Origin of the sequence: Streptomyces sp. NPDC050548 (genome assembly GCF_044457385.1) — a bacterium.
GTDB lineage: Bacteria > Actinomycetota > Actinomycetes > Streptomycetales > Streptomycetaceae > Streptomyces.
Map to the genome: position 1 here is coordinate 1 of NZ_JBITGV010000039.1, position 22,655 is coordinate 22,655.

At 69.4% G+C, this 22,655-nt stretch carries 21 protein-coding genes and 1 pseudogene; 8 read left to right on the top strand and 14 right to left on the bottom strand.

What is annotated here, in order from left to right; translation table 11 throughout:
* The coding region (locus ACIBJH_RS47880) for a transposase (RefSeq protein WP_399123381.1) at positions 1 to 156 on the bottom strand (156 nt) is incomplete at its 3' end.
* Positions 157 to 351: 195 nt separating this feature from the next.
* Between ACIBJH_RS47880 and ACIBJH_RS47885 the strand changes: the two genes are divergently transcribed.
* Positions 352 to 1,248 carry a tetratricopeptide repeat protein gene (locus ACIBJH_RS47885; protein WP_399123364.1) on the top strand — a complete coding sequence of 299 codons (897 nt, stop codon included), beginning with the start codon at positions 352 to 354 and terminating at the stop codon, positions 1,246 to 1,248.
* Here the strand turns inward: ACIBJH_RS47885 and ACIBJH_RS47890 are convergent.
* The 6 genes and pseudogenes from ACIBJH_RS47890 to ACIBJH_RS47915 all read right to left on the bottom strand — a co-directional run bounded on the left by ACIBJH_RS47890 (position 1,238) and on the right by ACIBJH_RS47915 (position 6,299).
* Positions 1,238 to 2,077, bottom strand: a complete 840-nt coding sequence (locus tag ACIBJH_RS47890) for a carbohydrate ABC transporter permease (RefSeq protein WP_399123365.1) — start codon at positions 2,075 to 2,077, stop codon at positions 1,238 to 1,240. The two genes, ACIBJH_RS47885 and ACIBJH_RS47890, sit on opposite strands and share 11 nt — an antisense overlap.
* A gap of 3 nt (positions 2,078 to 2,080) precedes the next feature.
* A complete protein-coding gene (locus ACIBJH_RS47895) occupies positions 2,081 to 3,046 on the bottom strand; it encodes a carbohydrate ABC transporter permease (protein ID WP_399123366.1) in 966 nt (321 codons plus the stop codon).
* Positions 3,043 to 4,413 (bottom strand): extracellular solute-binding protein, encoded by a 1,371-nt coding sequence (locus ACIBJH_RS47900; protein ID WP_399123367.1) that lies wholly within the window; start codon positions 4,411 to 4,413, stop codon positions 3,043 to 3,045. The genes ACIBJH_RS47895 and ACIBJH_RS47900 overlap by 4 nt, the downstream gene beginning before the upstream one ends.
* A gap of 83 nt (positions 4,414 to 4,496) precedes the next feature.
* Positions 4,497 to 4,724: a tetratricopeptide repeat protein gene (locus ACIBJH_RS47905; protein ID WP_399123382.1), complete on the bottom strand. Its 228-nt coding sequence runs from the start codon at positions 4,722 to 4,724 to the stop codon at positions 4,497 to 4,499.
* Positions 4,725 to 4,829: 105 nt separating this feature from the next.
* A pseudogene (locus tag ACIBJH_RS47910) lies at positions 4,830 to 5,228 on the bottom strand (tetratricopeptide repeat protein); the annotation flags it as partial.
* A 201-nt stretch (positions 5,229 to 5,429) separates the two neighbouring features.
* Entirely contained in the window at positions 5,430 to 6,299 is an 870-nt protein-coding gene (locus ACIBJH_RS47915) for a 5'-methylthioadenosine/S-adenosylhomocysteine nucleosidase (protein ID WP_399123368.1), read from the bottom strand.
* A gap of 66 nt (positions 6,300 to 6,365) precedes the next feature.
* Here ACIBJH_RS47915 and ACIBJH_RS47920 point away from each other — a divergent pair, with 66 nt between their 5' ends.
* Entirely contained in the window at positions 6,366 to 6,926 is a 561-nt protein-coding gene (locus ACIBJH_RS47920) for a hypothetical protein (protein WP_399123369.1), read from the top strand.
* On the opposite strand, the gene ACIBJH_RS47925 is transcribed toward ACIBJH_RS47920, so the two are convergent.
* Positions 6,916 to 7,599, bottom strand: coding sequence for a response regulator (locus ACIBJH_RS47925; RefSeq protein ID WP_019073117.1), 684 nt, complete (start codon positions 7,597 to 7,599; stop codon positions 6,916 to 6,918). The genes ACIBJH_RS47920 and ACIBJH_RS47925 overlap by 11 nt on opposite strands.
* The gene (locus ACIBJH_RS47930) at positions 7,596 to 9,302 is read right to left on the bottom strand and encodes an ATP-binding protein (protein ID WP_399123370.1); all 1,707 of its coding nucleotides are present in this window, start codon (positions 9,300 to 9,302) and stop codon (positions 7,596 to 7,598) included. Before ACIBJH_RS47930 ends, ACIBJH_RS47925 begins: the two co-directional genes overlap by 4 nt.
* A 167-nt stretch (positions 9,303 to 9,469) precedes the next feature.
* On the opposite strand from ACIBJH_RS47930, the gene ACIBJH_RS47935 reads away from it, so the two are divergent.
* The gene (locus tag ACIBJH_RS47935) at positions 9,470 to 10,888 is read left to right on the top strand and encodes a cation:dicarboxylate symporter family transporter (RefSeq protein ID WP_399123371.1); all 1,419 of its coding nucleotides are present in this window, start codon (positions 9,470 to 9,472) and stop codon (positions 10,886 to 10,888) included.
* Positions 10,889 to 11,098: 210 nt separating this feature from the next.
* Positions 11,099 to 11,863 (top strand): DUF2127 domain-containing protein, encoded by a 765-nt coding sequence (locus ACIBJH_RS47940; RefSeq protein WP_399123383.1) that lies wholly within the window; start codon positions 11,099 to 11,101, stop codon positions 11,861 to 11,863.
* On the opposite strand, the gene ACIBJH_RS47945 is transcribed toward ACIBJH_RS47940, so the two are convergent.
* Together ACIBJH_RS47945 and ACIBJH_RS47950 are read right to left on the bottom strand one after the other, a co-directional pair.
* Complete coding sequence (locus ACIBJH_RS47945) at positions 11,853 to 12,752, bottom strand: aldo/keto reductase (protein ID WP_399123372.1); 900 nt, start codon at positions 12,750 to 12,752, stop codon at positions 11,853 to 11,855. The two genes, ACIBJH_RS47940 and ACIBJH_RS47945, sit on opposite strands and share 11 nt — an antisense overlap.
* Before the next feature lies 1 nt (position 12,753).
* Complete coding sequence (locus tag ACIBJH_RS47950) at positions 12,754 to 13,668, bottom strand: NAD-dependent epimerase/dehydratase family protein (protein ID WP_399123373.1); 915 nt, start codon at positions 13,666 to 13,668, stop codon at positions 12,754 to 12,756.
* Positions 13,669 to 13,779: 111 nt separating this feature from the next.
* Here ACIBJH_RS47950 and ACIBJH_RS47955 point away from each other — a divergent pair, with 111 nt between their 5' ends.
* The 4 genes from ACIBJH_RS47955 (at position 13,780) to ACIBJH_RS47970 (ending at position 17,399) form a co-directional block, all read left to right on the top strand.
* Positions 13,780 to 14,223: an Lrp/AsnC family transcriptional regulator gene (locus ACIBJH_RS47955; RefSeq protein WP_307818591.1), complete on the top strand. Its 444-nt coding sequence runs from the start codon at positions 13,780 to 13,782 to the stop codon at positions 14,221 to 14,223.
* 58 nt (positions 14,224 to 14,281) lie between these two features.
* Complete coding sequence (locus tag ACIBJH_RS47960; RefSeq protein WP_399123375.1) at positions 14,282 to 14,668, top strand: MerR family transcriptional regulator; 387 nt, start codon at positions 14,282 to 14,284, stop codon at positions 14,666 to 14,668.
* Positions 14,665 to 14,997, top strand: coding sequence for a thioredoxin family protein (locus ACIBJH_RS47965; protein WP_399123377.1), 333 nt, complete (start codon positions 14,665 to 14,667; stop codon positions 14,995 to 14,997). The genes ACIBJH_RS47960 and ACIBJH_RS47965 overlap by 4 nt, the downstream gene beginning before the upstream one ends.
* 167 nt (positions 14,998 to 15,164) lie before the next feature.
* Positions 15,165 to 17,399: a HelD family protein gene (locus ACIBJH_RS47970; RefSeq protein WP_399123384.1), complete on the top strand. Its 2,235-nt coding sequence runs from the start codon at positions 15,165 to 15,167 to the stop codon at positions 17,397 to 17,399.
* Between the two features lie 131 nt (positions 17,400 to 17,530).
* Here ACIBJH_RS47970 and glgB read toward each other — a convergent pair whose 3' ends face one another.
* From glgB to treS, 3 genes are all read right to left on the bottom strand, one after another.
* Entirely contained in the window at positions 17,531 to 19,951 is a 2,421-nt protein-coding gene (gene glgB, locus ACIBJH_RS47975) for a 1,4-alpha-glucan branching enzyme (protein WP_399123378.1), read from the bottom strand.
* A gap of 25 nt (positions 19,952 to 19,976) precedes the next feature.
* Positions 19,977 to 21,350 (bottom strand): phosphotransferase, encoded by a 1,374-nt coding sequence (locus tag ACIBJH_RS47980; RefSeq protein WP_399123379.1) that lies wholly within the window; start codon positions 21,348 to 21,350, stop codon positions 19,977 to 19,979.
* Positions 21,351 to 21,446: 96 nt separating this feature from the next.
* Positions 21,447 to 22,655, bottom strand: a 1,209-nt coding sequence (treS, locus tag ACIBJH_RS47985) for a maltose alpha-D-glucosyltransferase (RefSeq protein ID WP_399123380.1), incomplete at its 5' end; no start/stop codon positions are given.

Consider the following 22,655-nt stretch of genomic DNA (forward strand, 5'->3'; position numbering starts at 1 on the left):
GGCTTCCTTGTGGATGCCCAGGTCTTTCGCGACGTGCGCGACGGGTCGTCCGGTGGTCCGGACCTCGCGGATCGCGCGCTCACGTAGTTCATCGGAGTATTTCCGTGGTGCTGGCACTGATGTGGTTCTCCTTCGCCAGGATCGTAACCCTGGCATCAGAGACTCCACGAATCTCAGTACAGCTCATTGCTACGGCTGTTGGCCCTGGCTCCGGGGCCGGAGGTGACGGCTGAGGTCGTCGCCGTGTTGGACGGGGCGGATGCTGCGCCTGTGCGTGTGCTCGATGCGTTGTCTCGCGCTCATCTTGTTGAGCGGGGGAGTGGGCGTGGGCGGTGGCGGTTGCATGACTTGGTGCGGGTGTTCGGGGTGGGTGTGGTTGAGGGGGATGCGGGGTTGTGGGAGGAGGGGGAGGCGGCGCGGGAGCGGGTGCTGGAGTTCTATCACCGGCGGGCGTGGGCGGCGGATGGCTGGTTGCGGTGGCTGCCGGGGATGCCGGTGCCGGAGCGGTTTTCGGACCGGGCTGCGGCGCTGGCGTGGCTGGACGCGGAGCGGGCTGGGCTGGTGGCGGCGGTGCAGTGGGCGCGGCAGGAGCGGTACGCGGACACGGCGGTGTGGCTGTCGCAGTGTTTGGCGGAGTTTCTGGACTGGCGGCGCTTTTTCGACGACAAGATCACGGTGTGCGGTGTCGCGCGGGAGGCTGCTCACCGCGCCGGTAACCAGGCGGGCGAGGCCGGCGCGTGGAACAGCCTCGGCATCGCCCTGCGGGAGACGGGTCGGACGGTGGAAGCGATCGACGCCCATACCCGCTCCCGCGACCTGCACCATGCCGCCGGAGACAGCCACCGCGAGGCTTTCGCGTGGGGCGACCTCGGAGTCGCCCTGCGGGAGGCGGGCCGGGCGGAGGAGGCGATCGATGCCCACACCCGCTCCCGCGACCTGCACCAGACCCTCAGGAACCGCCACGGCGAGGCCATCGCGTGGAACAACCTCGGCTCCAGCCTGGGTGACACAGGCCGGGCGGAGGAGGCGATTGAGGCGTTCGAGAAGGCTCTGGAGCGCTATCGGGAGTTCGAAGACTGGTACGGGACGGGTCAGACCTGTTCCAACCTGGCCCTCGCCCACCAGTACGCGGCTCGCCCCTCCGATGCCCACACCTGCTACCTCCAGTCCGCCGACGCCTTCACCCGCGCCAACGCCCCCACCGAAGCAGCCAAAGCCCGCACCCAGGCCGAAGCCATCACCCCTTAACAGCCCCGCCCAAAGCGAACCCCCCGCCCAACCGCCGTGCCACCAGCACATACAACAAAATCACCGGCGTCGAATAAACAACCGAGAACGCGGCCAGCTGCCCATAAGCAACCATCCCCCGGTTCCCGAAGAACTCATTGATGCTCACGCTCGCCGGCATCTGGTCCGGGGTGAGCAGGAGCATGAACGGGACGAAGAAGTTCCCCCACATCATCACGAACGAGAAGACGGTCACCACCGCGACGCCCGGCCCCATCAGCGGAAGAACGATCCGTACGAGCGACTGGAACGACGACGCCCCGTCGGTCCACGCGGCCTCCTCCAACTCCTTCGGTACGCCGTCCATGAAGTTCTTCATCAGCCAGATGGCGAACGGGAGTTGGGAGGCCGCGAAGAAGAAGATCGTGCCCTGCATCGTGTCGATGAGGTTCACCTGCACGAACAGCGCGTACACCGGCACCATGATCGCCGTGATCGGCAGGCTCGTCGCGAAGAGGATCGTCAGGAGGAAGGGGCGGTTCAGGCGGGAGCGGAAGCGGGACAGCGGGTACGCCGCCAGCGCCGAGCAGACCACCGTCAGCAGCGTTCCGAAGCCGCACAGGATCAGGCTGTTGAGGAGGGGGGTGAAGGTGATGTCCGAGTTCAGGATCGCGTGGAAGTTGTCCAGGGTCAGGCCGTCAGGGGCCTTCACCTTGAGGTCCGCGTGGGGGTCTAGGGACGACAAGACCACCCAGAGGAGCGGGAGCGCGAATGTCGCCGCGACCACCAGCAGGCCCGCGTCGGCCGCCAGGCGTCGGGTCGTGCGGCGGGAGGAAAGGGTGAGGGCCATGGGTCAGACCTCCGTTCGCAGCAGGCGCATGTAGATCACCGAGAAGAGCGAGCCGACCAGGAGCAGGAGGAGTGCGACCGCCGTGGCGTAGCCGATCATGCTGTTCTGGAAGGCCTGTTCGTACATGTAGAGGGGGAGGGTCTGGCTCTTGTTTCCCGGGCCGCCTCTCGTCATCACCCAGATCAGACCGAAGACGGAGAGGGTCTGGAGGGTGTTGAGCATGAGGTTCGTGCCGATCGAGCGGCGGATCATCGGGAGCGTGATGTGCCACATGCGGCGCCAGCCGCCCGCGCCGTCGACCTCCGCCGCCTCCGTGATCTCCTTGGGGATCTCGTTCAGGGCCGCTGAGTAGACCAGCATCGAGAACGCCGTTCCCCGCCAGACGTTCGCGAAGGACACCGCCAGGATCGGGAGCGTGAACAGCCAGTTCTCGGACGGGAGATGGAGCCAGTCCAGGATGGCGTTCAGGGTGCCCTCGCGGCGGAAGAAGGCGTAGAGGAGGAAGCCCGCGACCACCTCCGGGAGGACCCAGGCCGTGATCACGATCGCGCCTGTGAGGGTGCGGATCGGTTTGGACGCGCGTTGCATGAGGGTCGCCAGCGCCAGGCCCAGGGTGTTCTGGCCGATCAGGGACGACAACACCGTGAACACCAGCGTCAGCCATACCGCGTTGAGGAATTCCGAGTCCTTGAAGGCCGTACGGAAATTCGCGAAGCCCACGAAGGACGAGTGGGCCTGGCCGGTGAGTTGGAGGTCGGTGAAGGCGATGTAGGCGCAGTAGCCGATCGGAACGGCCAGGAAGAGGATCAGGAGGACCAGGGCGGGGGAGAGGGGGAGGAGTTGGGCGAGGATGCGGCGGACGGTGCGGTGGTCGTTGCGGGGGGTTGGCTGCTGGTACGCGGACTGCCGGGGGCCCGGGGCGGACTTCGTCGCGTCCGGGCCCGCCGCTTGCCGGGGTGCGGTGGTCACTTCTTGGCGACCTGGTTGTCCGTGGCGGACTTGAGTGCGTCGTCGTACGAACTCGCCGCCTTGTCCACCGACATGTCGCCCGTCGTCACGCCCTCCATCGCCTCCTGGATCGCGGTGGAGACCTTCGGGTACGCCGGGTAGGCGGGGCGGTAGTGCGTGCTCGCGACGAGGTCCGTGAAGAACTTGATGCCGGGCTGGGCGTTGGCGTAGGCGGGGTCGGCGGCGACGTCCTTCCGGACGGAGATACCGGAGTTGGCGATGTACCACTTCTCCGCGTTCGCCTTCGTCTGCATCGTCTTGATGAAGTCGAAGGCCAGGTCGGGGTTTCCGGCCTTGCTGGGGATTGCCCAGGTCCAGCCGCCGGACATGCTCACCTTGCCGGGGGCCTGGCCGTTCTGCGTGGGCATGTACGCGAGGCCCAACTCCTGTGACCACTGCGGCCATTCGTGACCGCTGCCCTTCAACCACGCCTGCGGCAGCCAGGATCCGTCGAGGGCGATGCCGAGTTTGCCCTTGGGGAGCATGTCGCCGAACACGTAGGTCTGGATGTTCGGGTCGAGGGCGTCGGAGACGTCCGGGCCGAGCTTCTCCTTGTAGACCGTGTGCACGAAGGAGAGGGCGTCCTTGAAGCCTTGGCTTCCCGCGATCCACTTCTTCGACGTCTTGTCGTAGAGCGGGTCCGTGGTGCCGTCGTTCGTTCCGTAGAGCAGCATCTCGAAGCCCTGCATGGTGGCGGCTTCGCCGGCCGGTTTGCCGGTGTAGACGTTGAGGGGGGTGACGTTCGGGACCTTCTGCTTGATCGTGCGGGCCGCGGCGAGGACGTCGTCCCAGGTCTTGGGCTGCCAATTCGTGGGCAGGCCTGCCTTCTTGAAGATCCCCTTGTCGAACCAGAGCCCGCGTGTGTCCGTCCCGTCCGGGACGCCGTACGTCTTCCCGTCCTCGGCCTTCGCGGCCGACTTCGCCGTGTCGAGGAACTGGTTCCAGTCCGGCCACTTGGAGAGGTACGAGTCGAGGGGCTTGAGGTAGCCGGACGTGATGTCGCTGTTGATGAGGAACGTGTCCTCGTAGACCAGGTCCGGGGCGGTCTTGGGGGAGCGGAGCATCTGCTGGAGCTTGGTGTAGTACTCCGAGTCCGGGGCCTTGATCGGGACGAGCTCGACCTTCTTGCCGGGGTACTGCTTCTCGAACTGCTTCTTCATGTCGGCGAGGTAGGTGTCCATCACCTTGATGGAGTTGTCCGTCGACTGCTTGAAGGAGATCTTGACGGTGTCCGGGCTGCTGCCGGATCCGCTGCTGCAGGCGGTGAGGGTGGTTGCGGCGAGGGCTAGGGCTGAGATGGCTGCGAGGGCGACGGCGGTGGGGCGCACGGGCACGACCTCCTACGGCTCACATCGTTGTGACCTGGGCCTGGGGGAATGGCTGCCCGGTGAAGGTAAGTGGAGTGGTCTAGTCAGGTCAATGCGTCTGCGTGGGATTGGGCGAGAGCGGCTTCGGTGGGGGCGTTGGCTCGGGTGAAAGCGGCGGCGGATTGGAGGTAGTGGGTGCGGGCCTCGGCGGGGCGGGCGGCTTGCTGGTGGGCGAGGGCCAGGTTGGAGAGGGCGCGGCCCGTCTCGTACCAGTCGTCGAACTCCCGATAGCCCTTCAGGGCCTTCGCGTAAGTCTCAACCGCCTCCTCCACCCTGCCCGCCTTCCCCGGGGCGTTGCCGAGGTTGTTCCATGTGATGGCCTCGCCGAGGCGGTCCCCGGCCGTCTGGTGCAGGTCGCGGGCGCGGGTGTGGGCGTCGATGGCCTCCTCCGCCCGGCCCGCTTCCCGCAGGGCGTTGCCGAGGTTGTTCCACGCGATGGCCTCGCCGAGGCGGTCCCCGGCCGTCTGGTGCAGGTCGCGGGCGCGGGTGTGCGCCTCAACCGCCTCCTCCGCCCGGCCTGTCTCACCTGCCCTGCATACGACGCATTGTCGAGGACCAGCAGCATCGACCCCCGCTCCTCCGCCAACAGCCGCCGATACAGCCCGTATTGCCCCGCCACCGTCTGCGGAAGATCCGTCCCCCGCACCCCCATCCCGTCCAACAGCGCGACCACCGCCTGATCCGCCGTGACCGGATCCTCGTCGTACCCCCGAAAGTCGACGAACAACGTCCCGCCCGGAAACCACCCGTCCCGCACCGCCCGATGCGCGGCACACAACGCCAACGACGTCTTCCCGATCCCGCCCAGCCCGGATACCGCGCAGATCACCACCGGCAGTTCGGACTCCGCGGCCGGGTCCAGTACGGGAAACAGCCGCGCCAAGTCCTCGTCCCGCCCGGTGAACCCAGCCGGCACACCAGGCAGCGCAGCAGTAGCAACCGGCACCGGCCCATGAACGGACCCACGCCCCGCCCCGCTACCGCTCCCGGTCCACCCGTTTGGCAACGAACGGCCCGTTGAAGGTGCTCCCCCGAAAGTCGAGGTGATCCCCTCCGTAAGTCGCCCCCCGATGGGGCCCCTCCTCGGAGTCCTCGCCCTCCCTGTCGGAACCGGAGCCGGAACCCCCCATCCACCCCCGAAACGGCCACAGCTCCCGCAGCACAGCCACCGCCGCAGCCGCCGCGTTCTCCGCGGCCCGAGGCTGCCAACCCTCCCCGTCCGCACGGGACTTGTCCGCGTCGGCCCGGTCGCTGATCCCCCGGATCACCAGCGCGTCCCCACCGGCGAGGTCCACCGCGCTCACGACCCCCGAGCCCTCCATCTCGATGGCCGCCGCGTCGTTGTAATGGAGCCGCAGATGTTCCGCGAGCGCAGACTCGGGTGCGGCCAGGACCACGTCCCCCGCGGCGATCGGCTTCAGGTGGGCATGCGGGTCGTCCCGCAACGCCTCCCGGGCGGCCGAGGCCAGCCGGTGCGACGCGCGCCACGCCTCCGGCCGTACGAGAAAACCCTCCGGTGTTTCCTTGCCGCCGTGGATGCCGTACACCTTCGTCGCCACCACGACGTCGCCCAGTCCGATGTCGCTCTTCAGGCCCCCGGCGACCCCCACGAACAGCACCGCCTGCGGCTCCAGCCACGACATCACCCGCTCGGTGAGCGCGGCGGCCGTCAGGGTCCCCTCGCCCATCTCGACCAGGGCGACGGCCCAGGGTGTTCCGGCGAGCCGGCCGACCGTGGCCCTCGTACCCCGCGGATGCTCCCGCTTCCGTACATCCGTGAGATGGGCGTGCACGGCCTTGTACTCCAGCGACAGAGCGGTCAGTACCGCGACAAGGGGTTGTGTCACTCACATAAGGTACTTCCAAGTCGCCTGCACAGTGGGCGTGTTGGCACCAGAGCGAGGGGGAGCAGCGTGTCCGAGGGAGACGTCACCGTGGCCCAACTCCTCCTCGCCGAATACCAGACCGTCAAGGACGAACAGAAGACCCGCATCGGCTTCCGCGACAACCTCCTCTACGTCACCCTCACCATCGTCGCCGCCGTCATCGCCGCCGCGGCCCAGGCCAAGCAGTCCGAGATGCTGCTCGCGTTGCCGCCGGTGTGTGTCGTGCTCGGCTGGACCTACCTCGTGAACGACGAGAAGATCTCCGCGATCGGGACGTACGTACGGGACGACCTGGGGCCCAGGTTGGCCCAACTCGCGTACGCCGAGAAGGCGTTCGCGTGGGAGACCGCCCACCGTTCCGACACCCGCCGGCGCTCCCGCAAGGTCATCCAGTCCTCCGTCGACCTGCTGGCGTTCTGCGTCGTCCCGTTCGCCGGGCTCGTCGTCTACTGGGCCGCAGGCCAGACGACACCCGGCCTGCTCGCCCTCTCCGTCGTCGAGGCGCTCATCGTCGTCGGCCTCGGCCACCAGGTCCTGAGCTATGCGCGACCGCGACCGTCCAACTCGCCCCGCCCGCCTACCCCTTGACCCACCGGTACTGCAACTCGGGCCGCCCCACAGTCCCGTACTGCGGACTCCGCGCCGCCCTCCCCGCCTCCACCAGATGCTCCAGGTACCGCCGCGCCGTGATCCGGGAGATCCCCACCGCCTCCGCCACCCCCGCCGCAGTGAGCCCCTCCCCGCAGTCCCGCAGAGCGACCGTCACCTTTTCCAACGTCGGCGCGCTCAAGCCCTTCGGCAGCGCCGCAGGCGAAGGCGCGCGCAGGGCGGCCAGCGCCCGGTCGACCTCGTCCTGGCCGCTCGCCTCGCCCGCCGCCGCGTGGAACTCGGCGTACCGCACCAGCCGGTCCCGTAGCGTGGCGAAGGTGAACGGCTTCAGGACGTACTGGACGACACCCAGTGACACCCCCTCTCGCACCACCGCCAGATCCCGCGCCGACGTCACCGCGATCACGTCCGCGTGATACCCGGCCGCCCGCAAGGACCTGGCCAGTTGCAGGCCGTGCGCATCCGGCAGGTGCAGGTCGAGCAGCAACAGGTCCACCTGCGTGCGCTCCAGCGCCCGTCTCGCCTCCGCGCCCGTGTGCGCCTTGCCCACCGCCACGAAGCCCGGTACCCGGCCCACGTACATGACGTGCGCGTCGGCGGCGACGGGATCGTCCTCGACGATCAACACGCGGATCGGCTCGGCCGTGGTCATGAGCCCTCACCTCTGGAAGCAGTGCCCGGAGACGACGACGCCCCGACACCCCCTGTACTCGCGTCCGTCCCCCACAACGGCAACCGCACCTCGAACACCGCTCCGCCTCCCTCCGCCTCCGCCACCGTCAACGTCCCCCCATGCCGGTTCACCGCCTGCCGTACCAGCGCCAGTCCCAGCCCCCGGCCGCCCGGTCCCGCCGGCTTCGTCGAGAAGCCGCGCTGGAACACCGCCTCCGCGTGGGCCGGGTCCACCCCCGTGCCCGTGTCCGCGACCCGCAGAACCAGCGCTGAGCCGGAGCCGGAGCCGGCGCCGGAGCCCATCCCCTCCGCCTCCGTCCGCGCCGTCACCGTCACCCGCGCCCGCAAGCTCCCCTGAGCCGCGTCCACAGCGTTGTCGATCAGATTCCCGAGGATCGTCACCAGGTCCCTCGCGGACAAGGAATCCGGCAGCAGGCCGTCGTCCAGCCCGCTGTCCTCGGACACCACCAACTCGACGCCCCGCTCGTTCGATTGGGCCGTCTTGCCCAGCAACAGGGCAGCCAGCACAGGCTCGTTGACCGCCGAGACCACCTGGTCCGTCAGCGTCTGGGCCAACTCCAGCTCCGCCGTCGCGAAGTCCACCGCCTCCTCCGCCCGGCCCAGCTCGATCAGCGAGACGACCGTGTGCAGGCGGTTCGCCGCCTCGTGCGCCTGGGAACGCAGCGCCTGCGTGAAGCCACGCTCGGAGTCCAACTCGCCCATCAGGGACTGGAGTTCGGTGACGTCCCGCAATGTCACCACCGTTCCTCGGCGCTCACCGCCCGACACCGGTGACGTGTTCACCACCAGCACCCTGGACGCCGTCAGGTGTACCTCGTCCACCCGTTCCTCCGACGACAGGAGCGCCCCTGTCAGGGGTGCGGGCAGGCCCAGGTCCGCGACCGAGCGGCCGACCACGTCACCTGTCACCCCCAGCAGTTCGCGCCCGCCGTCGTTCATGAGCGCCACCCGGTACTGCCCGTCGAGCATCAGCAGTCCTTCCCGTACCGCGTGCAGCGCGGCCTGGTGGTAGTCGTGCATATGGCTCAGCTCGGTCGCGTTCATGTTGTGGGTGTGGCGGCGGAGGCGGGCGTTCACCACATACGTTCCTACGGCACCCAGTGCCAGGGCGCCTGCCGCTACGCCGATCAGGGCCGTCACCTGGTCCTGCACCCGCTGGGTGATCGCCTCGACCCGGATGCCGGCGCTGACAAGGCCGATGATCCGGGTGTGACGGGTGTTGTAGATCGGGGTGACCGCGCGGACGGACGCGCCGAGCGTGCCGGTGTAGGTCTCGGTGAAGGACTTGCCGTCGAGGGCGGGCCCGATGTGGCCGAGGAACTTCTTGCCGATCTGGTTCTTGTCCGGGTGGGTCCAGCGGATGCCCTGCGGGTTCATGATCGTGACGAAGTCGACCTGGGTGTCGCGCTGGACGCGCAGGGAGTACGTCTCCAGGTGCGCGGTGGGGTCGGACGTACCGATCGCCGCGACCACCGACGGGGAGTCCGCGACCGAGCGGGCCACCGCCCTGGCCTGGCGGCCGGCCGCGTCCTCGGCCTGGCTGCGGTCGCTGACGTAGGTGAACAGCGCGTACCCGGCGACGACGACCGCTATCAGCACCGCCTGCATGCCGAAGAGCTGACCGGCGAGGCTGCGGGGGCGGGGGATGTGCGGGAAGCGCATGTCGTCAGTGTGCCTCTCCGAAATGGCGCGAACTAAATGAACGTAAGGGTGACCGCCCTCACAAGCCAGGAGATAGTCACCGCAACCCCCTGGGAGCCCCCATCTCCCGGATCTTCCCGGATGTGAGCCGCACAACGGGATTCCGCCGGTCGTGAGCCGCACGCCGGATGATGCCGACGACGTCGTCAAGGAGGGCAGCCGTGGCCAGCACGCCCGCATCTGCCGCACCCGCAGCACCGCCCGCCAAGCGGGACCGCACCCACTACCTCTACATCGCGGTGATCGTCGCGGTCGCCCTCGGCATCGCCGTCGGGTTCATCGCGCCCGACTTCGCCAAGGAACTGAAGCCGATCGGTACCGGCTTCGTCTCGCTGATCAAGATGATGATCTCGCCGATCATCTTCTGCACGATCGTGCTCGGCGTCGGCTCCGTACGGAAGGCCGCCCAGGTCGGCAAGGTCGGCGGGCTCGCGCTCGGCTACTTCGTCGCCATGTCCTTTGTGGCGCTGGCCATCGGCCTGGTCGTCGGCAACATCATCCACCCGGGCAGCGGCATGCACCTGACCGAGGCCGTGAAGGGCGTCGGACACACCCAGGCCCAGGCCGCCGCCGAGGGTCCGGTCGACTTCCTGCTCGGGATCATCCCGACCACCTTCGTGTCGGCCTTCACCGAGGGCCAGGTCCTCCAGACCCTGCTGATCGCGCTGCTCTCGGGCTTCGCGCTGCAGGCGATGGGGCGGACCGGCGAGCCGGTGCTGCGCGGCGTCGAGTACATCCAGAAGCTGGTCTTCCGCGTCCTCGGCATGATCATGTGGGCGGCGCCCGTCGGTGCCTTCGGCGCGATGGCCGCCGTGATCGGCGAGACCGGCATGGACGCGCTCAAGGCGCTGGGCACGATCATGGCCGGCTTCTACATCACCTGTTTCCTGTTCATCGTGGTCGTGCTCGGCACGCTGACCAAGCTGGTCGCCAAGGTCAACCTCTTCCAGCTGCTGAAGTACCTCGGCCGCGAGTTCCTGCTGATCGTCTCCACCTCCTCGTCCGAGTCCGCGCTCCCGCGGCTCATCGCGAAGATGGAGCACCTGGGTGTCAGCCGCCCGGTCGTCGGCATCACCGTGCCGACCGGCTACTCCTTCAACCTCGACGGCACGATGATCTACCTGACCATGGCCTCGCTGTTCATCGCCGACGCCATGGACCAGCCGATGAACATCGGCCAGCAGATCGGCCTGCTGCTCTTCATGATGGTTGCTTCGAAGGGTGCGGCAGGGGTTTCCGGCTCCGGTATCGCCGTGCTCGCCAGCGGTCTGCAGTCGCACAAGCCGGCCCTGGTCGACGGCGTCGGTCTGATCATCGGCATCGACCGCTTCATGAGCGAGGCCCGCGCCGTCACCAACTTCGCCGGCAACGCCGTCGCCACGCTGCTCATCGGCACCTGGACCGGCGAGGTCGACAAGGAGCGGGTGAACCGGGTCCTCGCGGGTGAACTGCCCTTCGACGAGACGACGTTGCTCGACGAGGACAGCGACGAGCACCTCGACGGAGTGCCCGAGCAGGGCGGCGAGAAGGAACTCGCCAAGGCCTGATCCGCCCCCCCCGAGCGGGGCGCCCGGACCCACCTGAACAAGGTCCGGACGCCCCACGGACTCCGGGTGGCTGGGTGTCCCCCCGTCGCTCAGCCCCCCGGTCCACCTCCCCGCCCTTCCGGGGGATGCACTAGCGTGCCGTGCCGTGCCGGAAAACTCCGGCGCGGTATGGCACGTTTTCGTTCGGCGGGAGTCACGGGGGACATGGGCATGAAGATCGACTGGGACCGGCGGCACTGCGCACGGCACGGGCATGTGACGTACGCGCCCGACGAGACGGCGCTGCGGGAGCGGCTGCGCGTCGAGACCAAGTTCGGTACGGCCTGGCGCTGTCTGCGCTGCGGCGACTTCGTGCTCGGCGAACCGCACGGCTCCGGGCCCGCCGACCACGCTCCGCTGGTGCCGCGCGGGAAGGTGCTGCGGGACCTGTTCATCCTGCGGTTCCTGGCGATCGAGCGGGCCGTGCGCGGGGTGTTCATCGTGCTGGTCGCCGCCGCGGTCTGGAAGTTCAGCAACAGCCAGGACTCGGTGCGCAAGCTCTTCGACGACTACCTGAACGTCTTCCGCCCGGTCTTCAGGCACTTCCACTACGACCTCGACCACTCGCCGGTCGTCGGCTCCATCCAGAAGACCTTCGGCTACAAGCACTCCACGCTGGTCCTGGTCGCCGTACTGCTGCTGGTGTACGCGCTGATCGAACTCGTCGAGGCCGGTGGGCTCTGGTACGCCAAGCGCTGGGCGGAGTATCTGACGGTGGTCGCGACCGCCGCGTTTCTCCCGCTGGAGATCTACGAACTCACCGAGCACATCAGCTGGTTGAAGATCGCCACTCTCGTCCTCAACATCCTCGCCGTCCTCTACATCGCCCTCGCCAAGCGGCTGTTCGGGCTGCGCGGGGGGCGCAAGGCGTTCGACGAGGAGCGGGAGAGCGCGTCGCTGCTGGAGGTGGAGACGTCCGCCGGGGTCATGGTCTGACGCCGTTGAGACCCTGGTCCAGGCGCGTCAGTTGGGCCGTGGTCAGGGTCAGTTCCGCCGCCTGTGCCGAGTCCCGGGCGGACTCGGGGCGGCTGGCGCCCGGGATCGGGATCACGATCGGTGACTTCGCCAACAGCCAGGCCAGGCAGACCTGTTGGGGGCTGACCCCGTGCTCGCGGGCCACCGAGTGGAACGCGGTGGAGCCGGCTGCGCCGTCCGGGTCCGGCGGGCCGTCCAGGGAGCTGCGGGAGATGCCGCCGAGCGGGCTCCAGGGCAGGAAGGCCAGGCCGAGTTCGGCGCAGAGCCGCAGCTCCGGCTCGCTGTCCCGGACGGCGGGCGAGTACTGGTTCTGCACCGACACCAGACGGTCGCCGAGGATCGCGTGGGCCCGGCGGATCAGGCCGGTGTCCGTGTTGGAGATGCCGGCCAGCCGGATCTTGCCCTCGTCGAGCAGTTCGCGCAGGGCGCCCACCGACTCCTCGTAGGGCACGGCCGGGTCGGGCTTGTGGAGCTGGTAGAGGCCGATCGCGTCCACGCCGAGCCGCTTGAGGGAGGCCTCGGCGGCGGCCTTGAGACGGCGGGGCGAACCGGTCACCGTCCAGCTGCCGTCCGCCGGTCTGCCGCGCCCGCCCTTGGTGGTGACCAGCACGTCGGACGTGTCGCCGCCGTAACTCGCGAGCGCGCGGGCGATCAGCCGTTCGTTGTGGCCGGGTTCGGCACCGGGGAGGTGGTAGGAGTCCGCCGTGTCCAGCAGGGTCACGCCCGCGTCCAGCGCGGCGTGCACCGTGGCGAGCGCGCGCCGTTCGTCCGGGCGGCCCGGCAGGGACAGCGGCATCGCGCCGAGCCCCACGGCGCTCACCCGCAGGTCGCCAAGTGCGCGGTACCGCATGTCAGTCGTCCTTTCCCAGGGTCTCGGCGACCGCCTGCGGCAGCCACCGCCGTACGTCACCGAAGGTGAAACCGAGCCGCTCCGCACGGGAGTTGGTCATGCCGTAGGCGCGGGCGAAGGAGAAGGGGGAGGTCTCGCCGACCTCGACCGGCCGGAGGACCGTACGGCCGGAGGGGAGGTGTCCGGCGATCGCCTCGCACAACTCCTGTGTGGTCAGCAGGCCGTGGGAGGCCGCGTTGACCGGGCCGGTGAAGTCCTGGCCGACCGTCCAGTGGAGGAAGCCGGCGATCTCGTCGACGTGGATGTAGGTCGCCGGGTGGTTCACGGCCGGTACGGCGATCGGCTCGCCCGCGCGGATACGGTCGCCGTAGTGCTGGAGGCGGCCGGTGAAGTCGTCGGCGCCGCCCAGGACATGGGCCACGCGGACGGCCGCATACGGCAACTCCGGTCCCGGTGCCGCGAAGACCGCCTCCGCCTGGCGCTTGCCCTCGCCGTAGTGCGCGTCGAGGAACTCCGGGTCGTCCCAGGGGAGTTCGAGGTCGACGGGCACGGCGAGCGGATCGACGGCCGCCTCGCCCACGAGCTCGGCCGAGTCCTCGTACTCGTACACCTCGACCGTCGACGTCATGACGTAGCGCCTGGTGCGGCCGGTGAACACACGGCGGGCGATCGCCGCCTGGCGCGGGGTGTAGCAGACCTGGTCGACGACGACGTCGAAGGTGCGCGGGCCGAGCGCGGTGCGCAGCGCGTCCTCGTCGTCGCGGTCGGCGATCAGGTGTGCCGCTCCGGCGGGCGGCGCGGACGAACCCCGGTTGAGGACCGTGACCCGGTCTCCGGCGGTCAGCAGCCGGGCGATCAGCCGCTTGCCGAAGTAGCGGTTCCCGCCGATGACCAATACCTCGCGCGCCTTTTCCATGGCCATAATTCTGCTGGCGTATCCGTGCGGACTGAAGGGGAAGACATGGGAGTTCCGGCCGTCGCACCGAAAGAACCACGGCATTCGCGGGCCGGTGCCGAGGAAACATCGGTGGCCTTCGACGCCGTGGACCGGCAGATTCTGCAACTCCTCCAGACCGACGGCCGGATCAAGCTCAGCGAGCTGGGGCGGCGCGTCCGGCTGAGCCCGGCGGCGGTCACCGAGCGGGTGCGGCGGCTGGAGACCGCGGGCGTGATCAGCGGCTACGGCGCCCAGGTGGTCCCGGGCCGGCTCGGTTACGGCATCCAGGCGTTCATCCGGGTCAATCCGCACGGCGGCTACAACCTGAAGCACCCCAGGACCCTGGAGCTGATCGAGCGCCCCGAGATCACCGAGGTGCACCATGTCGTCGGCGAGGACTGCTGGATCCTCAAGGTCGTCGTCCGGGACACCGTCCACCTGGAGGACGTCCTCGAAGCCGTCTCCGCGCTCGGGCGCACCACGACGTCGATCGTGCTGACCTCCCCGGTGGAGCGGAAACCGCTCCTGCCCTGATCGCTCTTGCCTCGACCGCTCTTGCCCTGACGTCGGCGTCAAGGATTACCGTCGGGGCATGCGAATCGGCGAGCTGGCCGCGCGGGCCGGGACCACGACGCGAACGCTCAGGTACTACGAGTCGCGGGGGCTGCTGCCCGCGCGGCGCGGTGGCAACGGGTACCGGACGTATGACGAGGGGGATCTGAAGCTGCTGCGGCAGATCAGGACTCTGCAGGACTTCGGGTTCGACCTGGAGGAGACGCGGCCCTTCGTGGAGTGTCTGCGGGCCGGGCACCCCGAGGGCGACTCATGCCCGGCGTCGCTCGCGGTCTACCGCCGCAAGCTGGCCGAACTGGACTCCCTGATCGGGGAGTTGCAGGCCGTGCGGGCGGAGATCGGGGTGCGGCTGGCGTCGGTCGAGGAGCCATCACCGTTGTGTGAACTGGGAGGGCGTGAGCAGTGATCGACGTAGCGGGCGTGACGGACGTGACGGACGAGAATTTCTCGGCGGAGGTGATCGGGGCCGAGTTGCCGGTGCTGGTGGAGTTCACCGCGGACTGGTGCCCGCCGTGCCGGCAGATGGGGCCGGTGCTGCGGGCGCTCGCCGCGGAGGAGGGCGAGCGGCTGAAGGTGGTGCAGCTGAACGTGGATCAGAATCCGGAGACCACGAACGCGTACAAGGTTCTCTCGATGCCCACGTTCATGGTCTTCCGGGGCGGTGAGCCGGTGAAGGCCATAGTGGGAGCCCGGCCGAAGCGGCGGCTGCTGGAGGAACTGGCCGACGTGATCTGAACCCGCCGGTACGACTCGGCGGCACGAAAAAATCCCCTGAGCAATTGCGCTCGGGGGATTCTTTTGCGTATATTCAATGGTTCGCGACTTCACGGGAATTAGGTCGCAAAGAGGCTCAGTGAGCACAGTATATAGGTCCGGGAGTGGAATTGTCAAACAGCGATGAAATTCACGGCGAGCAGGAATTCATCGACGGTCTGTACGCGCGCGTGGACGCGTTGCGCGGCGCCACCGAGGACTCCGTCCTGGACGCGCTCGGGCAGAGCAACACGCCCAGGCAGGCCCGGCTGGAGCGGGACATCCTGGTCGCCGAGCGCTCGGGGCTGCTCGCCGCGCTGAACGCCGTGGAGGGCTCGCTCTGCTTCGGCCGGATCGACCTGGCCTCCGGGGTCCGGCACCACATCGGCCGTATCGGCATCCGTGCCGACGACGCCGACCTCACCCCGATCCTGATCGACTGGCGGGCCGATGTCGCCCGCCCCTTCTACCTCGCCACCGGCCACACCCCGATGGGCCTGCGCCGCCGTCGGCACCTCACCACCGACGGCCGTCGCGTCACCGCGCTTCACGACGAGATCCTCGACCTCGGCGACGCCACCCGCACCGGCCACGAGGACCCGACCGGCGACGCGGTGCTGCTCGCCGCGCTCAACTCCGCGCGCACCGGCCGGATGAACGACATCGTGCAGACCATCCAGGCCGAACAGGACGAGATCATCCGGGCGCCCCATCGCGGAGTGCTCGTCGTCGAGGGCGGACCCGGCACCGGCAAGACCGCCGTCGCGCTGCACCGGGCCGCGTATCTCCTCTACGAACACCGGGAGTTGCTCGCCAAGCGCGCCGTCCTCATCGTCGGCCCGAACCCCGCGTTCCTCGGTTACATCGGCGAGGTGCTGCCCTCCCTCGGCGAGACCGGCGTACTGCTGGCGACCGTCGGCGAACTCTTCCCCGGCGTGAAGGCGACGGCCACCGACAGCCGGGCCGCCGCCGCGGTGAAGGGCCGCGCCGACATGGCGGACGTCCTCGCCCGGGTCGTACGCGACTGGCAGTCGCTGCCCGACCCGGTGATCGCGATCGAGCACGACCGCGAGATCCTCATGCTCGACGACGGTCTGGTCCGGGTGGCCCGCGACCGCACCCGCGAGGCACGGCTCCCGCACAACGCGGCCCGCGAGCACTTCGAGGGCCACATCCTCAACACGCTCACCGAGATGGTCGCCGAACGCATCGGCACCGACCCTTTCGACGGCGGCAACCTGCTCGACCCCAGCGACATCACCCAGATCCGCGACGAACTCGCCGAGAACCCCGAAGTCTGGGCCGCCATCGACCAGTTGTGGCCACGGCTGACCCCGCAGTACCTCGTGGCGGACTTCCTCGCCGACCCCGTGGGTTACGTCTCCGACGACGACGCGGACGCCATCCGCCGTCCGGTCACCCGCGAGTGGACCGTGGCGGACGTGCCGCTGCTCGACGAGGCCGCCGAACTCCTCGGCCGGGACGACCGGGTGGTGCGGGCGCGGGCCCAGCGCGAGCGCGAGGAGCAAGTGTCGTTCGCGCAGGGCGTGTTGGACGTGTCCTTCGCCTCCCGGACGTTCGAGTTCGAGGACAAGGAGGAGGACGACCCCGAGGGCTCCGAGGTGCTGTCCGCGCACGACATCATCGACGCCGAACGCTTCGCCGAGCGGCACGAGGAGGAGGACCACCGCAGCGCCGCCGAGCGCGCGGCGGCCGACCGGACCTGGGCGTTCGGCCACATCATCGTCGACGAGGCGCAGGAACTCTCCCCGATGGCCTGGCGGTTGCTCATGCGGCGCAGCCCCACCCGCTCGATGACCCTGGTCGGCGACCCGGCCCAGACGGCGGAACCGGCGGGCGTCGGCTCCTGGTCGGAGATCCTCGCCCCCTACGTCGAGGACCGCTTCACCCACACCCGCCTGGGCGTCAACTACCGCACCCCCGCCGAGATCATGGACCTCGCGGCGGCCGTCGTCCGCGCCGAGCACCCCGCCTTCGAACCGCCGAGTTCGGTACGGTCCACGGGCGTACGGCCCTGGGTACGCGCAACCGACGACCTCCCCGGCGCCGTAGCGAAGGCCGTCGGCGAACTCACCCCCGCCGAGGGCCGGTTGGCCGTCATCGCCCCGCGCGACCTGCACCGGCGGCTGGCCGCGCGGCTCGACGGAGTGACGGCGGGCGCGGAGCCGGACCTGACGCGGACGGTCGTCCTGCTCGACCCGCGCCAGGCCAAGGGGCTGGAGTTCGACTCCGTGCTTGTCGTCGAGCCGGGGCGGTACGGCACGAGCGATCTGTACGTGGCGTTGACCCGGGCCACTCAGCGGCTCGGGGTGCTGCACACGGGGGCGCTGCCGCTGAGCTTGGCCGGTGCGGTGGGGGAGTGACAGCCGGCGTCCCTGGGGGCTGCGCCCCCAGACCCCCGTCGGCCCTGAAGGGGCCTCGTCCTCAAACTCCCCCAGAGGGGGGACCCCCAACAGGCTGGATTTGCCCGCCGGCGTTGTGAAGTCGCGGCCGTTCAGGCCGGCCGTAGCCACACCGTCGCCAGCGGTGGCAGCGTCAGTCGGATGCTCGCCGCGCGCCCGTGCCAGGCGGTCGGTTCCGGCTTGATGGGGTCGGGGTTGGTGACGTCGCTGCCGCCGTAGACCGCGGTGTCGGTGTTGAGGGCTTCGTGCCAGGCGGGGGTGTCGTCCGGGACGCCCAGGCGGTAGTCGTGGCGGACGACGGGGGAGAAGTTGCTGACGGCGAGGAGGGGGGTGCCGTCGGTGTCGTAGCGGAGGAAGGCGAAGACGTTGTCCTCGGCTGCGTCGCCCGTCACCCACTGGAAGCCGGTGGGGGTGGTGTCCAGCTGCCAGAGCGAAGGGGTGTGGCGGTAGACCGTGTTGAGGTCGCGGACCAGGTCGCGTACGCCCCGGTGGTCTGCCTCCGCGCCGTAGGCCGGGTCGAGGAGCCACCAGTCGGGGCCGTGGGTCTCGGACCACTCGGCGCCCTGGGCGAACTCCTGGCCCATGAAGAGGAGTTGCTTGCCGGGGTGGGCCCACATGAAGGCGAGGTAGGCGCGGAGGTTGGCGCGCTGCTGCCACCAGTCGCCGGGCATTTTGGAGACCAATGAGCGCTTGCCGTGGACCACTTCGTCGTGGGAGATGGGCAGCACGTAGTTCTCGCTGTACGCGTACACCATGGAGAACGTCATCTCGCCGTGGTGGTGCCTGCGGTGGACCGGGTCGTGGGTCATGTAGTCGAGCGAGTCGTGCATCCAGCCCATGTTCCACTTGAACCCGAAGCCGAGGCCGCCGGTGTCGGTGGGGCGGGTCACGCCGTCCCAGGCGGTGGACTCCTCGGCGATCGTCACGACACCGGGCACCCTGCGGTACACGGTCGCGTTCATCTCCTGGAGGAAGGCGACCGCGTCCAGGTTCTCCCGGCCGCCGTGCTCGTTCGGGGTCCACTGGCCGGGCTCGCGCGAGTAGTCGAGGTAGAGCATCGAGGCGACCGCGTCCACGCGCAGGCCGTCGATGTGGAACTCCTGGCACCAGTACACGGCGTTCGCCACCAGGAAGTTGCGCACCTCACGGCGGCCGAAGTCGAACTCCAGGGTGCCCCAGTCGGGGTGCGCGGCGCGGAGCGGGTCCTCGTGCTCGTACAGGGGGCGGCCGTCGAACTCCGCCAACGCCCAGTCGTCGCGCGGGAAGTGGGCCGGTACCCAGTCCATCAGGACGCCGATGCCCGCCTGGTGCAGGGCGTCGACCAGGAACTTGAAGTCGTCCGGGGTGCCGAGGCGCGCGGTCGGGGCGTAGAAGCCGGTGACCTGGTAGCCCCATGAGCCGCCGAAGGGGTGCTCGGCGACCGGCATCAGCTCTACGTGCGTGAAGCCCAAGTCCTTGACATAGGCGGGGAGTTGCTCGGCGAGCTGACGGTATGTCAAGCCCGGGCGCCAGGACGCGAGGTGGATCTCGTAGACGGAGAACGGCGCCTCGTGGGACGGGACTTCGGTGCGCCCGGCCATCCACTCCGCGTCGTCCCACTCGTGGTGCGAGGCCGTCACGATGGAGGAGGTGGCGGGCGGGACCTCCGTGCGGCGGGCCATCGGGTCGGCGCGCATTGTCCTGGAACCGTCGGGCCTGGTGATCTCGAACTTGTACAGTTCGCCCTCGCCGATGCCCGGCATGAACAGTTCCCAGACGCCGGTGGCGCCGAGCGAGCGCATCGGGGCGCCCGTGCCGTCCCAGAAGTTGAAGGTGCCGGCCAGCCGTACGCCCCGGGCGTTCGGTGCCCACACCGTGAAGCGGGTGCCAGCGACGCCCTGGTGGGTCATCGGCTCCGCGCCGAGCGCCTGCCACAACTGCTCGTGCCGGCCCTCGCCGATCAGATGCAGGTCCAGGTCACCGAGCGCGGGCAGGAAACAGTACGCGTCCTCGATGTCCTGCACGGTGCCGTCGTAGGCCACGAGCAGTCGGTACTCCGGCACGTCGGGGAGGGGGAGCAGCCCGGAGAAGAAGCCGTCCCCGTCGTCGTGCAGCTCGGTCGTCGAGCCGCCCGTCACGACGGTCACGCCGAGGGCGAAGGGCCGGAACACCCGGAACGCGATGCCGCCGGGGACCGGGTGGGCGCCGAGTACGGAGTGCGGGGCGTGGTGGGTGCCGTGGAGGAGGCGGTCGCGGTCCACGGCATCGAGGGCAGGGGATATGGCGATCTCCGGTGCGGGTGCGGGTGCGGGTGTGGGGGTGGTTGTGGTCGGGTCGGTGCCCGTGTCGGCCGTCACCGTCTCGCGCGCGGCCTGCTGGTCGGCGGCGGAGCTTGTCTTCTTGGCCGAGGCTTTCTTCAGCGCGTTCTTCTTCGCCGACTTCTTCTTCCCGGCACCCTTCTTGGCCGTCGCCTTCTTCGCGACGGCCTTCTTCTTCGGATCCGGACCGTTGGACGACGGGGTGCGCGGGGTCACGGCGGGGCCTCCTGGGCGGGGTGGGTCAGGTGGTGGGGTTGGCGAGGCGGCGTACGGCGGAGAGCGGGACCGGGAGCCAGTCGGGGCGGTGCCGGGCCTCGTAGACGACCTCGTAGACCGCCTTGTCCGTCTCGTACGCGCGCAGCAGGACAGGGTCGGTGCGCGGGTCCGCACCGGCGATCTCCGCGTACCCGGAGCAGTAGGCGGCCCGGGACCTGCTCGCCCAGCCCGGGGCCGGCGGGTCGGCGGAGTGGGCCGCGTAGTCGAAGGACCGCAGCATCCCCGCGATGTCCCGCACCGGCGGCTGGGGCAGCCGGCGTTCCGCCAGCGGCCGGGACGGCTCGCCCTCGAAGTCGATCAGCGACCACTCCCCGGACGGTGAGCGCAGGCACTGGCCGAGGTGCAGGTCGCCGTGGATGCGCTGGGCGGTCCAGGTGTGTCCCTCGGCCGCGAGATCGGCCAGAGCCGAGAACGCCGTACGCAGTCCGGGTACGTACGGCCGGAGCACGGGGACGGCCTGTGCCGCCGTGTCGAGCCGTTCGGTCATGCCCGTGACCAGCTGGTCCAGCTGGACGCGGCCCAGGGTCGTGGTCGGCAGTGCCCGGGCCAGCGCCACATGCACCTCGGCCGTGGCCCGCCCCAGCGCCCGCGACTCGGCGACGAAGTCCTCGCCCTTCCTCAGCTCGCGCAGCGCCAGTTCCCAGCCGTCGGTCGCGCCCCGCACGAACGGCTGGAGCACCCCGAGGACGTACGGCTCCTCGGCGAACTCCGCCCGCAGCCACGCAGTCGGCGCGGGCACCCGGGGGCAGCCCTCCAGGGCGAGGGCGAGCGGGAGTTCCAGGTCGGGGTTGGTGCCGGGGACGATCCGGCGCAGCAGCTTCAGGATGAACCGGTCGCCGTAGACGACGGACGAGTTGGACTGCTCGGCGGTCATCAGGCGGGGGGCCAGACCGGTCGCGATGTCCTGGCCCGGGTCCCGTTCGAAGCGCAGCCCGCCGATGTGGGCCTGGGTGCGCAATGCCTCCAGGAGCACCTCGGCGGGCCGGGGGTCGTGCAGAGCCTCGTACACCGTGCGTCCGGCGAGCGGGCCCTCCTCCACATGTCCGATCAGCGCGGGCGCGAGCCGGGGCGGCAGCGCCTCGCGCACCCCTATGAGGAGCTGGTAGCAGTCGCCGGGCGCGGGTGACTGATGGGCGCGGACCAGCAGGTGGTAGAGGCCGAGCGTGCCGTCCGCCGGGAGGAGTTCGGTGGCGGCCACCAGCGAGAAACCGGTGACGGGACGGCCTTTGCCCGCGAACCACCGCTGCCTCGGCAGCCACTCCCGCAGGAGGGGGTCGAGGGACGCGAGGAGGCCGGGACCGGGACTGGTCCGGCCGGAAAGTGTGACAGTTTCCGCCATGGCGTCACGTTCCTTTCCCCGGGGTGGACGGGGTGTCACTGTTGCGTGCCCCGGGCGGGGCGGGGGAAACCGGATCCACCCCGCCCCACGGGGTGACTAGGCGGCTTCCTTACGGAGCCGGAACCAGTAGAAGCCGTGTCCTGCCAAGGTCAGCAAGTACGGCAGCTCTCCTACGGCCGGAAAGCGCACCCCGCCGAACAGTTCGACCGGATGCCTTCCATTGAACGCCCGCAGGTCGAGTTCCGTCGGCTGCGCGAACCGGGAGAAGTTGTTCACGCACAGGACGAGGTCGTCCTCGTACTCGCGCAGGAAGGCGATCACCGCGGGATTCGACGACGGCAGTTCCCGGTACGAGCCGAGGCCGAACGCCAGGTTCTGCTTGCGGATCTCGATCATGCGGCGCGTCCAGTGCAGCAGCGAGGAGGGCGACGACATCGACGCCTCGACGTTGGTGACCTGGTAGCCGTAGACGGGGTCCATGATGGTCGGCAGCGACAGCCGGCCGGGGTCACAGGACGAAAAACCTGCGTTGCGATCAGGTGTCCACTGCATCGGCGTGCGGACGGCGTCGCGGTCGCCGAGCCAGATGTTGTCGCCCATGCCGATCTCGTCGCCGTAGTAGAGGATCGGCGAGCCGGGCAGCGACAGCAGCAGGGCCGTGAACAGCTCGATCTGGTTGCGGTCGTTGTCCAGGAGCGGGGCCAGGCGCCGTCGGATGCCGATGTTGGCGCGCATCCGCGGGTCCTTCGCGTACTCGGCCCACATGTAGTCGCGTTCCTCGTCGGTGACCATTTCCAGGGTCAGCTCGTCGTGGTTGCGCAGGAAGATGCCCCACTGGCAACTCGACGGGATGGCCGGGGTCTTGGCGAGGATTTCCGAGACGGGATACCTGGACTCCCGGCGTACCGCCATGAAGATCCTGGGCATCACCGGGAAGTGGAACGCCATGTGGCATTCGTCGCCGCCGCTCTGGAAGTCGCCGAAGTAGTCGACGACGTCCTCGGGCCACTGGTTCGCCTCCGCCAGCACCACCGTGTCGGGGTACTGGGCGTCGATCTCCTTCCGCACCCGCTTCAGGAACTCGTGGGTTGCCGGAAGGTTTTCGCAGTTGGTGCCCTCGGCCGCGAAGAGGTAGGGCACGGCGTCGAGGCGGAAGCCGTCGATGCCCAGGTCCAGCCAGAACTTCAGCGCCGAGATGATCTCTTCCTGCACGGCCGGGTTCTCGTAGTTGAGGTCCGGTTGGTGGGAGAAGAAGCGGTGCCAGAAGTACTGCTTGCGGACGGGGTCGAAGGTCCAGTTGGAGGC

Bases quoted from the DNA above. Each gene is read 5' to 3' on its own strand.
- ACIBJH_RS47950 (WP_399123373.1), bottom strand. From the start codon at position 13,668: ATGGAAAAGGCGCGCGAGGTATTGGTCATCGGCGGGAACCGCTACTTC.
- ACIBJH_RS47960 (WP_399123375.1), top strand. From the start codon at position 14,282: ATGCGAATCGGCGAGCTGGCCGCGCGGGCCGGGACCACGACGCGAACG.
- ACIBJH_RS47890 (WP_399123365.1), bottom strand. From the start codon at position 2,077: ATGGCCCTCACCCTTTCCTCCCGCCGCACGACCCGACGCCTGGCGGCC.
- ACIBJH_RS47940 (WP_399123383.1), top strand. From the start codon at position 11,099: ATGAAGATCGACTGGGACCGGCGGCACTGCGCACGGCACGGGCATGTG.
- ACIBJH_RS47935 (WP_399123371.1), top strand. From the start codon at position 9,470: ATGATGCCGACGACGTCGTCAAGGAGGGCAGCCGTGGCCAGCACGCCC.
- ACIBJH_RS47945 (WP_399123372.1), bottom strand. From the start codon at position 12,752: ATGCGGTACCGCGCACTTGGCGACCTGCGGGTGAGCGCCGTGGGGCTC.
- ACIBJH_RS47980 (WP_399123379.1), bottom strand. From the start codon at position 21,350: ATGGCGGAAACTGTCACACTTTCCGGCCGGACCAGTCCCGGTCCCGGC.
- ACIBJH_RS47925 (WP_019073117.1), bottom strand. From the start codon at position 7,599: ATGACCACGGCCGAGCCGATCCGCGTGTTGATCGTCGAGGACGATCCC.
- ACIBJH_RS47930 (WP_399123370.1), bottom strand. From the start codon at position 9,302: ATGCGCTTCCCGCACATCCCCCGCCCCCGCAGCCTCGCCGGTCAGCTC.